The following is a 14895-nucleotide window of genomic DNA, read 5'->3' as shown; positions in this document are numbered from 1 at the left end:
AAGAGGGAATTGCTGTTGATCCCCTCTTGGTCGACTCTTTATTAAATTATTAAAAAATCAGGGGGTGAAGCCCCACGACTTTGATTCACCTCGGCCGTTAGGCCGCAATCACTAAACTTCTACATAAGGTATGGGTTAAAGACCCACGACTTTAACCGACCTCGGCCGAAGGCCGTATTGCTCTTCTACACGTCAGTGGAAACTGAAACGCCCAACTAACTTGCAACACAAAGATTTTGCTGAATCTTCCAACGACGTTCCATGAGTGGAATCGAGAACCCATAACATACCACCACAATCAAAGGTTGAAGCTGAAAACTCAACTCAGGCCACAACATAAAGGCAGCCACGCAAGCTACAGTGCGCACAATTGCATGTACAATCGCCACCTTTTGCGCCGCTAAAACGCCGAAAACCAACCACATTAATCCTGTTTGCACGGCGAGGGCGAAGGGCAAGGCTAAATAGTTTTCCATAAAAAAGGGAATACTGATGCTAAAGGTTAAAAAACTCATCCCCATGGCAGCCAAAAACACAGTCTCAAACCAATTACGATCAGTGCTTTTCTTGAAGGAGATATTTTCACCCGTGAGACGCGAGACTCCCATAGCAAGATAGACAATAGAACCCGTGCCGATAAATGTAGTCATCACCATTTGCGATGCTGGCAGAATAAAACTCAAGATAAACAATAGCGTCCATACAATCATGCCTGATAAGGGCATAGCTAAAGCACGTTTTTGGCGGTATTCGAAAAGTTGTTGATCCAGTGATTGATGTTGCATGATTAAGCCTCCTTGTTGGTATGGCTTAAGTATCCCTGCATCCGCTAAATCACGGCAGTGTGAGTTGTCAGCAATTACGGATGACAAATGTCATCAATGGCAAATTTCTTAGGAAAGTGAGAAGAAAGAATCTCACAGGCATAACTTTTTTGGGATTAACAGCCAACACCGAAGTTACAGAATACACCATCCCCTCGGAGTTGCCGCAGGGCATTTGTGTTCGTTGCGTGAGCGAGGCATGGAGGCCGAGATAGCGTCAGTCGAATCAGGGACGAGCGTCTGACGCGGTAGCATAAGGACGCTAAATGCCCAAGGGGCTTTCAACTCCGTTGGGGACGCCGGGGGATATCCAAAAGGGGAACAGGCGTTTTTCCCCTTTTGGTCGGGTGTGGGTTGAAGACCCACGACTTTGATTTACCTCGGCCGTAAGGCCACAACACCAAATTAGCTATGCCATATCTAGGGCTTAGCCGCATATACCTCACGCCTTTGCGATTGGCCGATAGCGCGGCGTTAACCCAGTATGTTATTGTTTTAGCATCATAGATTCGATTTTTGTGCTTTAACCACTAAGGGTTTACTCCAAATGGAAAAAATATTTGAAAGACTCATGTATGCATCACGCTGGATTATGGCGCCGATCTATTTAGGGCTGAGTCTAGTGCTATTGGGCTTAGGCATTAAATTCTTCCAAGAGATCTTCCATATTCTGCCGATCATTTTTGAGATGACTGAAGTGGATTTAGTGCTGGTGACCCTGTCCTTGATTGATATCACCCTTGTCGGCGGCTTGATTGTGATGGTGATGTTTTCTGGCTATGAGAATTTTGTCTCGCAACTGGATGTGGGCGAAGACAGTGAGAAGCTCAGTTGGCTGGGTAAATTAGATTCAGGCTCACTGAAAAACAAAGTGGCGGCGTCGATTGTGGCGATTTCGTCGATCCACCTGCTGAAAATTTTTATGGATGTGAAGAACATCGATAACGACAAAATCATGTGGTACCTGTTAATCCACATCACCTTTGTGTTATCCGCTTTTGCCATGGGCTATTTGGATAAAATGACCCGCAAATAAGCATGCAATACGGGCGGGAAGTGAGCATCAGTTCCCGCCCCTTTCACTCCAGCCTAGGTAAAACCTGGTATTGGCTTGGCAACACCATCAACATTTATAGTTATCAGCCCTTTATAACCTAAAACGACTCAGAGATGTTTTCATCTCATTAGCCATTTTCCGCAGTTGATGGCTAGCAGTCGATAATTCTGAAGATTTGATATTGGTGTTTTCTACCGCCTGCGCAATATTTTCCATATTCTGATTAATCGTCCCCGACACAACGGCCAGTTGTTCTGTTGCGCTAGCAAGTTGGTCATTCACATCGGTAATGCTCGACACCGCGGCGTTAATACGCTTTAGTGCCTCATTGGCCCGTTGAGAACAGGCAATTGTTTGTTCTGTTTCGGTTCGGCTTTGCGCCATTGATTGCACAGCGTTGACTGAGTCTTGCTGAATACCTTGAATACGCCTATTAATGTCCTGAGTTGACGCTTGAGAGCGGCTAGCAAGGGTGCGAACTTCATCTGCCACCACCGCAAAACCCCGCCCCATTTCGCCAGCACGTGCCGCTTCTATCGCAGCATTTAAAGCCAATAGATTCGTCTGCTCCGCAATAGCACCAATCACATCGGTGACCGCGCCGATTTCATCACCACGTTTAGATAACTGCCCGATCACATCAGAGACTTGCTCCAGTTTCAGTTTAAGCGTATCAATCGCTGTTATCGTTTGCCCGACGGACATTACCCCATTTTGAGCTTCATTGTCGGCGTCCCTTGTCGCTTTAGCGGCCATAGTCGCGCTGCGAGCCATGTCCTCACAGGTCGAGGTCATTTCATTTACCGCGGTGGCGACTTGGGCAGTTTGATCCATCACATTTTGTAAAATGTGCTGTGTCTGTTGGCTGGTATGATCTAGCGCTTCAGATTGCTCGACCAATTGCTCTGCCATCGACGACTGTTGACCGATAATATTGCGTAATTGCTTGATAAGACCACTTAATGCCGCTAACAGGCTATCGTGATCTCCCGCTTTCAAGCCAAAGTTCACCGAAAAATCCCCTGTTGCAACCTGCTGTACCAGTGCTTTTGTTGTCGCCAGTTCTCCGCCGAGTGCCTGTAATAACCAGCGACGGATAAATAACGACACACCTATGGTCAGCGCCATAATAACCACGACAACTAATCCAACTCGGATAGCCACCGCCCAAAAGGCCTCCTTAACATCATCAATATAAAGACCAGAGCCCAGCACCCAACCCCATTTATCATCCTTAGCCACGTAAGACAACTTAGCGTAGCGCTCCTCGGTTACTCCCCCGCCTTTTATGGGTTTAGGCCATTGGTATTCAACAAAGCCATTGCCATAACGGGTAATCACGTCAACAAAACTGACGAACAAGTTAGCATTATTGAGGGGCTGTTGTTGGCTGCCATCACGGTTACGCATTAAGGTGGCGTGATAAAAGTTGGGCCGATCCAATACGGTACCGTCCAGAGCCGATACCGTTGGATGCATAACCATTTTGGGTATAGGCCGACCGGTATCGTTAATCCAAATATATTCCGCGCCATCATAACGAATGGCCTTAATGGTCGCCATGGCCTGCTGCTGCGCCTGTTCAGTGCTTAACGAACCGCTTTGCTCCAGAGCTTGATAATGTTTAACGACGCTCAGGCCACTATCAATAATCGCCACAACACGATCTTCCCGCCCCTTAATCAAACTCTGGTTAAGGGTATTTAGCTCCATTAGACCCAATACCACAAAGCCCAACAATGCGAGTAACGGAATGCTGAGTAATCGGCCTCCGACTGTCTGCCAAAATCCAGCCATGGTGCCTCCTAATATTCCAAGTGATTCAAGCTTATAAATCAGTATGGTTGAAGTTTCATTTATTTAGCCACTTTTAATTTGATAAAAGTACTCTATGGATTTGTAACAACTCACCTTGGGACTAGCTACTTTTTAGCTCAAATAAAGGCCGTATTTAGGCTGAACAAGCTCAGGGGATTGATTGTTGTCGCAACGACAAAAGGCAAGTAAATAGACCAATATCAATCCTGATTTATTTAACAAAAAAGCCACTTTAATCAGTGGCTTTGAGTATTTAGGAAGATGCTTGAGGACGTTAATTCTTGGCTAACTCAAGCTCATGCACTTTTTCGGTTTGATCGACTATGGTCAATACCGCGGTATCGCCCACCACGTTACATGAGGTCAGCACCATATCGATGATGCGATCCAGCGCCGCCACTATCGCAAAGGCTTCTATCGGCAAGCCCATTTGATGGATTAATACGCCAATCATCACCATACCGCCACCGGGCACACCACCGGCGCCAACCGATAATAAAAAGATACTAAATAGCAGCGAAGGCAATTGCTCGCTGGTGATTGGCATACCAAAGGCATTGGCAACAAAGAAAATCGCAATGGTGATATAAATCGCCACGCCGCCCATATTCATGGTCGCCCCGAGCGGCACACCAAAGCCAGCCACAGCGTGATTCACCCCAAGCTTTTCGGTTAGCGTACGCATAGTCACGGGAATCGTGGCATTGGAGCTGGCGGTAGACAGTGAAAACAGCACTTGCTCCTGCGTCTTCGCCCGAAAGGTCTTGGCCGAAATCGGTGTAAACATACCGACCGCCAACGGATACACCACAAAAATCCACAGTAATAACAACGCTAAAATCAGCACTAGGTATTCGAGCACACTCATAAATACCGCTGCATCTAAGGTGGCGCCCAACTTAAACATCAACGCAAACACCCCGTAAGGCGCGAGACTCATCACCACAGAAATCAGTTTCATCATGATTTTATTGGCGGTTTGAAAACCTTGTACCGCACCAGCTACGTGCTCACCGAGGGACTTCATCACTCCACCTAACATCAGCGCCATAAAGATCACTTGTAGCATATTGCCCGACATAAAAGCCGCCACCGGGTTGCGCGGCACTATATCAATCAGCAGCGCCATTAAGCTTGGGAGTTCGGTCGCGGTAATGGCGACACCATCGGTGCTGCTCATATCGACGCCTTTACCAGGGTCGAGCAGTAGCACCACTAACAGAGCGGTCGAGATGGCGACCACGGTATTAATGATGTAAAAGCCGAAGGTTTTGCCGCCAAGGCGCCCAAAGCTTTTTAAGTCCTGCAACTCGCACACGCCACAAACGATACTGACAAATACCAGAGGCACGACCAACATCATGATCATGTTGACGAACATAGTGCCGACGCCGCTAGCCAATTCGACTAAATTGCCTGAAAAAAAGCCAATATCGTTTAAAAAATACTGCACTAAAGTGCCAAGAATAAGTCCCGCAAACAGACCGATAAAGATCCGTGTCGAAAGTGATTTCATCATGCTGATCGTTTTCCCAGATAGCTCATCTTTTGATATTCATCTTCCCTAATGAGCAACATCGCCATTCACTTTTAAGTTCAGGCGGGGATAGTGAAACATGCTGGCAGTAAATTCAATGAATAAATTTACTTATTTCATTTTCAATTAAGCCAAACTCATCACAAAAATTTTGTATTTAACTGATTTTTATTAAAAATAAAATTATCGATTAATAATCACCCAGTTAAATTACAAGTTGAAAAATCAAAATTTAAACAGTATTTAAACCAAATAAACACAATTAATCGATTCAGCTTGAATAACACTAGATTTAAAAACCAAATAAATAGCTTAATTGGAATTAAAAACTATTTATTTCAACATTAATAGAGAGATGGGGAAGGATTACGATTCAGTATATGCCAGTAGCACTAGCTCAAGCCGATGCGACAGCAGGTGCTGCTGTTTAATGCTAATTCGTTGCTGAGTTAACCAACGGCTTAATTGCTGCCAATTTTTTAAGTCGGCAGACTGTAAATATTTAGCCTGAGGCGCTTGCTTAGCAAAGTCATCAGCGGAATTAATCTGGGGGATAGCGAGTAACTCGCTGGGCGCAAAAAGCGCTAACTGCGGCACGATACAATGGGTCATACCCGTTAAGGTATGGGCAATTTGCAGCCCTGCGGGGTCGAGATCGGTAAAGGCAATAATCGGCATTTTACCCGCCATCGCCTGTAAAAACTGCCGCACACCAATGGGGGAATGGTGGCCGCTACCACGGTAAATCACCATAATGCGGCTAAGCTCTTCAGGTAAGCGCGCTTGGGTTATTGCATCGAATATATCTAGGTTTTCAACCACTAAGATGGCGTTAACATCAAGCTCATGGCAATGGATTTGCGCCTCATCTAAGGGAGTTCGTAATGAGGCCCGTACTGAAATCCCTAAGGGCGGCGATTCAAAACCGAGATACTTCAACAAAACATACTCGGCTTCGGGGCGGATGTTCGCCAGCTTTTCATTCTGGCTTTGGGCGGACATGGTGATGCGGTCAAGATTAAAGTCCAGTGCCTGTAAATTCACGCCCTCTTTTGCCAATACGCCTTGGCGCAGCAACTCAAAATCCCGTGGCGCAAAACACAAATATTTTTCCGCACCATCCAGCTCGCCTACTTCTAACTCACGGTAAATCGTTCGCCAATTCGGGCTAAGTTTTACCCTTGGAGCGCGATTAAGATAAACGCCCTCCAAGAGTTGCAACTGCTGCTTACCTAGGCGAGCCATAATTCCACATCGCGGATAATAAAGTTACCGCTGTAGATGGGGTGAGGTTCGCCTAAGGGCTCTAACTCGAAGTAAGCCTTATGCTCATCGGGCAAGCCTTCGTAGCCGCCAATCACTTGATAAATCCAGCTTTCGGCATCCCACGGCAGGGCTTTTTCGACTAAGTAATCGAGCGCCGATTGACGTAAGCCCGACTCAATCACATCGACAAAGTAAGTATCAACCGCTTGCTTGAGTGGATTATCTGGAATATCAAAGTCTTCGCTTTGGGTAAGCGATACACTGACATCATGCTCGCGCACAGTCTCAACTATGCCCTGACGACTAATCGACTTAATGTGGGCGACGATATTCATCAGCTCAAGCTCTTGGCTGGCGTTATGCACATCCACAGACGCTGGTGCCAATAACACTTCGGCGCGATTGAAAAGACTCGGGATTTCCTTGTGGGACACATGGTCCGCAGGGCGGTAATCCGGATGCAAATCGGTGTACAGTAACCAGCCCTTAAGCAAGCGGGTACGACCGCGAATTTGCCTAAAGCGACCGAGAAGTTCCAGCAACCGTCCCTGCACCACACTGAGCTCCTGGGCGCAGTCGCTCATGGTTTCCTGCAAGGTGGTCACCAGCAGCTTACGCAGCTCACGAATATCACCGGCGATTTCGCCTAATTCGCTAAACTGGAACATCTCCAAACCATTAAGTAATTCAGACACTTGGCTCTGGGCGAGTTCGTTTTCGCGGATCTTAGCGTTAATGGTACCGACATAACCGAACTCGTTGTTGATCCGCCCCCACAACACGCGGATCGAATAGCGCAAACTGTCGGCAAAGCTATACACATGCTCACTTAAATCAGACAGATACGCCTCGGCAGCGCTGTAATCTGAGCTGTGGCGCGCTTCTTTATAATGGTCGGCCAAGGTTTTAATGGTGGCGAGCGCCGAGCCAACGTTGGAATCGATTTGGCGATTGCGCTCATCACTTAAACCTTCTTCGAGCAAGGCACGCACCGAGCGTTTAAGGCGCAGCTCTTGGTCTGGCTCTGGGCGCCATAAAATCCCTGCCTGTTTGAGTTTTTCAACCACGGCGGGATCATGGGCATCTTCATTGAGCGATCCCGCTAAATAGGCGTCCATAATGATGTCAGCATGGCGGCCTAACTGCTTGAGTAGCTTAACCCCAGCCTGATGTAAGTTACTGCTCATCATGGCCTCCTTGGTTTACACCGCGGATGATTGTCCAAAGCATCATAGTAAATCCCGCTGGGTCGCCGTTTCCGCCTGCGCCTCTAGGCTTAGGCCTTCAGTTTCGTCAATAAAACGGATCACTTCGTACAGATAATCCAGCTTGCCGGTGGCGATATAAATTTGCTTTTCAACGTTGGGGCGCACCAGATAGCCAAGCTCCACTAAGCGTTTGAACACTAACTTAATTTGCGCATCACTATTGGTACTGGTTGAGCCGAATAAACGGTATTGGCTGAGTTTGGCCAACTGCTCACGAAACGCGGGCGTATCTTCAATTCGGCTTTGCAGCTCGGTTAACCGTACTGGCGCACCTTCGCTTAAGGGGGCATCTTGGCCGCTGGCTTCCTGCACTAATACCAGCCACTCAACCATGGGGATAAGTGCCTGACAAATATCCTTAAACTGCGATGAAATTACCTTGCGCTCGCTCTCGCCTAACTGCAAATAACCGCAGAAAAACACGTCACCCTCGGCGGCCGAGGCCACGGTGCGGTTGATTTGATTCAGATAAGCCTCGACCCGCTCGCGGGTGCTGTTATTTTTCAATGCGCGCCAGCCATCTTCATTGGTGGTGCGGCAAATAAATTCGCCCTTGAGCAAGAGTTCGATAATAGCGCCCGTGCCGACTAAGACGGTTTGGTTTGACTCATTCATGGCACTCATTAGATGGCCTCCTTGCTCAGGCGTTTACTCAACAAATCGGCAATCGGATTGGCTTTGGGCTTCACCACCTGCAACTTCTTAGTTTGTTTATTAATAATGTAACGGTGCTCAAACAGGTTCAACACTTCTGATTCTGGGTTCGGGAAAGCGCCTAACACGCTGATATTGTTGTTACCACAGGCATCGAAAATTTTCTTCACGTTGGTGTGGTGCAGCGTGCCCAGCTCGTCAATTGGCCAGTGAATGGTCACATCGGCACGGCCACGTAGCAAGCGCGTGAATGCCAACAGGAACTTACATAAAATCAGGTAAGCCATACCGTGGCTGGATGATTCGTTCAGCTGTCTGTCGGTGCGGATAATCAAATCGCTATTGCCCTCTTTGAGGCGCAGCTCGATTTCAAGCAGCTTAGAAATGCCGCCAGTTAAGGCCGCGCGGCCAATAATATCCAAGGCGCGGCGCATGCTGTTGGTGTATTCCTCATCGGGTAAGCCATTAAAGCCGTCAGCTTTCCAATTTTTGAAGGCTTTAACAAACTGCTCAAGCTCTGGCCAAAACTCTAATTCACTGATCTTAGAACGAATACGAACCGCAGATTCGGACACGCCATCGAGGAATAACTCCTCGCCCACTTCGCGGGTAATGCGCGCACTTTGCGAAGCGATACGACGGTCGATATCGGCAAGCACATCGTAAAAGGCGGTTAAATCAACACCGAAGATCCGCCCCTGTTCACGCAGCGCCATAATGGATTGCGGCACAATAACATTGAGTAGCTGTTCAAGCTGCGGCACAAGCTTGCGGTAATCCAGCAGACGAATACCTTTGTCGTTGATAAAGCTCGACTCTTCGCGGGCACGCTCCCAGGTTTCGGCTAAGCCTGAACCTGACTTGCTGGCAATCACAGAGTCGAAATGCTCCACATATTGCTTAACCGAGCCCATCAGATAATCGCGTTTTAGCAGTAAATCTTCGCCCTGACGCAAACGCTCGCCGAGGCTACCTTGGGCTTCTTCATTGTTGGCGGGCAGTTTCAGCTCCGCCAACTTACGCATCACGGCGCGCAGTTTAGTTAAGTTTTCAGAGGCTTCAATCTGGGCCGCATCCGAGGCCTTGCGCTCGGTCTCGAGTTGTTGACGGCGGGTCTTCACTTCTTGAGTCTTGGCTTTAAGCTGCTGATCGATTTCCGAGGCGGCGCGTTTCACGTCGCTTAACTGGGTTTGCAGCTTGGGCTTACGGATAAGCCAAGTGTGTTGATACCAATCGTCAAAGCGCAATACCTCGCTGCGACGCTGCTCGGCGCGGCTGATTTTGGTTTCAAGCTCACGGATTTGTTGCTTGAGTTTAAGGATATTGTCCTCATCCACACCGCGGGATTTAAGCTCGTTTTTGTACCAGGTTTCACAGGCTTTTTGCTCGGCCTTAGCGCTTTCGCGGCGGGCATCGATAGTGGCCTTGATTTGCCCCAGTTGATTGTCGAGCGCGCCAATCACTTCCTGCCAGTAGGCTTGTTTTTCCATCCGCGCTTCGAGCGCCTGCTCTTTTTGCTCTTCGAGCCAGAGCTGATGTTGATGCTTAAGCTGCTTTAACTCGCCATCGAGTTGAGTTAAACGCTGCTGGGCAAAGGCTTTACGCTCGGCCAGCGCCTTGTTGATTTTATCCTGCTCACCGCGTTTTTCATCGAACAGACGACGTAAATCATCGCGGCTATTCTTGTAAGCCGTGCGGGCAAAGGTCAGTTCGCGGCTGAGTTTATCCAGCTCACCGTTAATCGCCACCAGCTGTGATTCGGCCTCGGCCTGCAATTCCTGCGCGCTTTGCAGCGCTTCTTCGGCCTTGCTTAAACGAATACGTAGCTCCTGCTCGGAGGCGGCATATTCAGGCACATCAATGGCTTTAAGATCTAAATGCACCCCAAACACAGTGTCGCTCTCGCCCATCACACTTGGGTGCAAATCGGTGCGATGCAGTAACTCTGGCGCAATCACTTTACCCAGACTTTGCTCCCAACCTTGGGCTTCCTTACGCAGGAACTCAAGTAAAGTATGGGACTGCGGGAACAGCATATGGTGCAGTTCATCGAGCGCAGTTTGGCGCTCGTTAACCCGCAGGCTGGCGATACGCAGTGCTTCGTTGGCTTGGTCGCGTTTGGCGCGTAATTTACGCTCCTCGCCCGTTAAGCGCTCAACCTTGGCATTGCAGCTTTCTTGCTCTTCGTCGGCGCGGTGAATCCGCTCGTCGAAAATCGCAAGGCTTAACTTTTCTTCCTCGGTGTAGGTTACGCCATCGACACGTAACTTAAGCTCGGCGGCATTGAGTTTGAATTGGTATTCCTGCTCGCTAAAGCTCGCCTTGCCCGCATCCATTTGGCTGCGCCATTGGGCTTCGAGGGCATCGAGATCGGCTCTTGCCACTTCACGCTGTTTGTCACGCGCTTCGCGTTGCTTATCCTGCTCGGCGTGCAAACCTTCCAGCTCGCGGTTTAACTGCTCGCCAATTTTACTGCGGCGGGCATTGTAAGCCGCTTCGATATCTTGGTGTTTCTCGGTTTGTAACTTATGCCGCTCGCTTAGGTTTTCCATGTCCGCGCGCCAGTTTGGCAGCATGTCCAGGTCGGCCTTAGCTTGCTCGATATTGGCATCTAAAAAGGCGCCGTGCTGATCTTCAATGGCATCTAACTCATACTCGCACTTAGCCACATCGCCCTTGGCGGCGGATAGGTCGAGGTTTAACTCATCACGCACTTCTTTCCATTCGTCATCCAACATTCGAAGCTTTAAATTCAGCTCCTTAGACAAGGTTTGTTGGATCTCTAACCGATCGGCCTCTAGGGTTTCATCATTGCGATAGCCACGGGACAGGCTCGAGAGACGCATCTCTGCGCTGAGCAGTTGGTTAAATTCCTGCTCGAGCTTTTCAAACTCGGGACGAATGACTTCAAAGCCTTGGATTAACTGGCTCTCGCGGATCCACGCCTCGACGCGTTGCGGATTGAGGCGTGAGCTAGGTGGATTTACCCCGTCTTCTTCCAAAATGGCGGCGATCATCGATTTGACCGTTTCCATTTTGCCTTCTTTGGAGTGCACCGCCTTGGCGAGTTTTTCGATATGGCGCAGTGAATGCTCACCTTCACACAGGGCAAATTGGCGCGCATAGGCTCGCAGTTCGCTACGGTTGCTGCCCGTGCTTAACAAAGTGCGATCGTTTTGAATAATCGCGCGATATTCGCGGGTGTTGAGCAAGTTGGTGGTGGCTACGCCCTGGCGTTTTAAATCCCGGCCAAGTTCTGCCATGTTGTGGCAGAGAATAGTGTCACCATTTTGCGATTTAATATAATCGCTTAACTCAAAACCTTTGGCGATAAAGCGGTAGTTCACCCCTTTACCATCACCCGCCGATGCCAGCACGGCTTGATAGAGCAAGCCATCGGCCTTTTGGTATTCGTAAATGATGTAGCTTGAATCGTGTGGCAAGTACCAACGCTCGAAACTATCGCGGGTTGAAGGCACCACGCGGCTAGGATATTCGCCATAAAATACCGGCACTAAACGTTGCAGAGTGGTTTTACCCGAGGCGTTAGTACCACAAATATTGGTATGGCCATTGAGGGCGAGTTCCACAACGCCCGGAAGGTGCGTATCAATCAGCACAATACGAATCAAGCTTGGCATTTCATTCCTTATCCAAACGGGAGCACCTTATGTAAAAGCGAACGATAAGGTCATCCAAAAGCGGCATCGAACTTCAAACATGGTGATGTTAAAAATCGTGGCCTTAAAATTAAGCCCCTAAAATAAGGCAATCGTCGAGCCTTGGCAATTAAGCACCTAGGGCTGAATGCGTTAGCTCACATCAAACGGCCAAGGATACGCCAATTCGCCCCAACAAAGGGGAGTTTTATGCGGGGGGAAGGCGATCGGCAATCCGGCCGTAGATTAACATCATCTCGGCGAGCGAGCTGACCTGCATGCCTTTCATCAAGTTCGCACGGTGAATTTCGACCGTGCGCATGGCGATGCACAGCGTATCGGCGATCTCCTGATTCTTATAGCCTTTGGCGATCAGGGTAAGGATTTCCCGCTCCCGCGGTGTGAGCGACAGATAAGTCTGAAGATATTGGTTATCTTGATAATGCGACTTGGCATTCGCCAAGGCTTTTACCACAGCGTCCGCGAGCTTAGCGCCATCGGCGGGCTTTTGGACAAAATCCACCGCCCCGCGTTTTAGCGCCTCCACCGCCATGGGCACATCGCCATGGCCAGTCAAATAAATTACCGCCAGCGGACTATTGTGCTGCACTAATTGCGCATGTAACTGCGGCCCACTTAAGCCCGGCATACGTACATCGACTAAGGCGCAGCCCGGCTGGCTTAAATCGATGGCGGCAAAAAATGCCTCGGCGCTGTCAAAATCGCGGATATTCAAGCCATAGCTTTCGAGCATAAACCGCAGCGAGCGGCGCACCGACTCATCATCATCGATTAAATACACGGGCAATTCGTGGCTCATGCTGGTGCTCCATCAAACTTACGGGGTAAGGATACCTGCGCTTGGCAGCCGCCACTTAAAGCGGTTTCTAGGCTAAAGCGGCCACCATGACTCTCGGCGATATCACGGCAAATCACCAGCCCTAGCCCTAAGCCCTCGGACTTAGTCGAATAAAAGGCTTGCATCAGCAGATTGGCATCCTCAGTTAAACCTGTGCCATTGTCTGTGACCGTCAGCAGTAGCTTGTGTTCTTGGTAACGCAGATCGATATCAATCGTGGGCTGATAGGGTTTCGATGCATCGACCTCGCTCTGCTGGCGTTGCACACAGGCATCGGCGGCGTTTTTCAAAAGGTTGAGCAATAGTTGCTGCATGCCCACTTCATCTAAAGGCAATTGATAGGCTTCGCCGCTCACATTGGTCGAAAGCTGGATATGGTGCTGCTCCAGTTCATAGGCGAGCAGCGGCGCAGTATCGTTCACTAACTGATGTAAATACAGAAGCTGCTTAGACACAGGCCGCTTTTTCAATAAATTACGTAAACGGCTGATAATACTGTCGGCGCGGCTGACTTCTTGCTGGATTAAAGTCAGCACTGATTGTAATTCTTCAGGGCTGGTCCCTCGTTGTAAACGTACCTCGGCGCCATGGCAATAATGGCCAATCGCCGCCAAAGGTTGATTGAGTTCATGGGAGAGGCTCGCCCCTAACTCCCCCGCAATCGCAATCCGCTGGGCGTGCTCCAATAGAACGCGGTTTTCACTGAGTTGCCTCTGGGTGTTTATCAACTCACGGCCGCGGCGACTAAAACGATATTCGAGCCAGAAATGGTACACATTGAGCAATACCAATATGGTTAACACAAACCATGCCCAATGTTGATGCAGTTTTACCCATTGCCACGCCCGCTGCCACCAAGGCGTTTGCAGGGGATGCATATCGAGATCTTTAAGGAGTTGATCTATCGCCAGTTGACTCACGGCCGTGGTCCAACCCGCAGATTCGGCGGCTTTAGCGGCGGGACTGTCTTCGGGTAGGGCAAACAGGGCTTGAGTCACCTGTTTTGCGAGCGATTGGGTCGCACGGTTGGTTTTAGCCATAGACCAGTTGGGATATAACCGACTCGAGACTTGGCAATGAAACCCCGCAGGCGCCTGATTATCGAGCACCCGATAATTTTGCAGCTTGATCAAACCTTCGGCCTGCATTTGCTCAAGCTGACATACGGGCACAATTGCCGCATCTAAACTTGGGGATTTATCGCTTGGCTTATCTGTCGCACCGAGCTGATAAATAAGGTTATCGAGTGGAAAACCTAAGGGGATAATTTCTCCTACAAAATGGGGTAAATCTACCCCCTTAAGCTGCGCCTCATAAACTAAAGTGAGATAACCGCCGAAGGCATTTTTAGAGACAATCCCGAGTCGCTTGTCCTTAAGATCTTTTAAGGTCTGATAGGGCGAATCGGCTCTGACCACCAGCGCAGACCCCACCTGCATCGCAGCGCCATTATTGATTGGGCTTCGAAGGGTAGCGAGCCAAGACAGGGAAAATTGCCGCGCCAACATCACCGACTGCCCAGGGTTAGTGATAACAAAGTCAAGAGCTTCGGTTTCAACGCCTTTGGCTAATTCTTCAAGGCTTAAGGGATGCAATCTAAAGTAACTGTTAGGTATTTGCGACTCTAGCCAGCCCATCAAAGGTTGCCAACGATTGACTGTGCTCTTATAGCCCCGTATTGCCAATACGCCGACATCGACCACTTGATAGTTTGCGCCAGCTTCATCCATCAACTCTCCCGCAGGAGCAACAGTTAATGCGCCTACAGTTTTATCTTGAGTGGCCAAAACTTCTGCCATGGCTGAGATACTCAGTAGGCTAAACAATACGATGACGAGTTTCACCGCCATTCGCCAGCCATTGGTTGATACGACAAAACCCAACACTGTATCCATTCTCCTAAGCTTTAAGATTCAATCCTAAACAATAACCCCTAAACTCTTAAAGGTCATT

10 protein-coding genes are annotated in these 14895 nt (G+C 49.0%); 1 reads left to right on the top strand and 9 read right to left on the bottom strand.

The annotated features are described in order from the left end of the window. Positions 1–215: 215 nt before the first annotated feature. Positions 216–785 carry a DUF7010 family protein gene (locus tag L976_RS09745; RefSeq protein ID WP_047536384.1) on the bottom strand — a complete coding sequence of 190 codons (570 nt, stop codon included), beginning with the start codon at positions 783–785 and terminating at the stop codon, positions 216–218. A 586-nt stretch (positions 786–1371) separates the two neighbouring features. Here L976_RS09745 and L976_RS09740 point away from each other — a divergent pair. After that, positions 1372–1860, top strand: coding sequence for a TIGR00645 family protein (locus L976_RS09740; protein WP_011073724.1), 489 nt, complete (start codon positions 1372–1374; stop codon positions 1858–1860). A gap of 111 nt (positions 1861–1971) precedes the next feature. Here the strand turns inward: L976_RS09740 and L976_RS09735 are convergent, their stop codons facing one another. From L976_RS09735 to L976_RS09700, 8 genes are all read right to left on the bottom strand, one after another. Then, positions 1972–3678: a methyl-accepting chemotaxis protein gene (locus L976_RS09735; RefSeq protein WP_047536381.1), complete on the bottom strand. Its 1707-nt coding sequence runs from the start codon at positions 3676–3678 to the stop codon at positions 1972–1974. A gap of 295 nt (positions 3679–3973) precedes the next feature. Next, on the bottom strand, positions 3974–5218 hold the full coding sequence (locus L976_RS09730; protein ID WP_047536380.1) for a dicarboxylate/amino acid:cation symporter: 1245 nt from the start codon (positions 5216–5218) through the stop codon (positions 3974–3976). Positions 5219–5602: 384 nt separating this feature from the next. Further along, positions 5603–6481: a DUF7281 domain-containing protein gene (locus tag L976_RS09725; RefSeq protein WP_047536379.1), complete on the bottom strand. Its 879-nt coding sequence runs from the start codon at positions 6479–6481 to the stop codon at positions 5603–5605. After that, the gene (locus L976_RS09720) at positions 6469–7689 is read right to left on the bottom strand and encodes a hypothetical protein (RefSeq protein WP_037421933.1); all 1221 of its coding nucleotides are present in this window, start codon (positions 7687–7689) and stop codon (positions 6469–6471) included. Before L976_RS09720 ends, L976_RS09725 begins: the two co-directional genes overlap by 13 nt. 42 nt (positions 7690–7731) lie before the next feature. Then, on the bottom strand, positions 7732–8385 hold the full coding sequence (locus L976_RS09715) for a condensin complex protein MksE (RefSeq protein ID WP_037422308.1): 654 nt from the start codon (positions 8383–8385) through the stop codon (positions 7732–7734). 8 nt (positions 8386–8393) lie between these two features. Next, positions 8394–12065, bottom strand: coding sequence for an ATP-binding protein (locus L976_RS09710; protein ID WP_047536378.1), 3672 nt, complete (start codon positions 12063–12065; stop codon positions 8394–8396). A 226-nt stretch (positions 12066–12291) separates the two neighbouring features. Beyond that, positions 12292–12903 (bottom strand): response regulator transcription factor, encoded by a 612-nt coding sequence (locus L976_RS09705; protein ID WP_047536376.1) that lies wholly within the window; start codon positions 12901–12903, stop codon positions 12292–12294. Continuing rightward, on the bottom strand, positions 12900–14837 hold the full coding sequence (locus L976_RS09700; RefSeq protein ID WP_156143180.1) for a sensor histidine kinase: 1938 nt from the start codon (positions 14835–14837) through the stop codon (positions 12900–12902). Before L976_RS09700 ends, L976_RS09705 begins: the two co-directional genes overlap by 4 nt. Positions 14838–14895: the final 58 nt, after the last annotated feature.

It is taken from the genome of Shewanella sp. ZOR0012, assembly GCF_000798835.1.
In the GTDB taxonomy this organism is placed as follows: Bacteria; Pseudomonadota; Gammaproteobacteria; order Enterobacterales; family Shewanellaceae; genus Shewanella; species Shewanella xiamenensis.
Note: the sequence above shows the minus strand (reverse complement) of the source record. Positions and strands in the feature narration are given on the sequence as shown.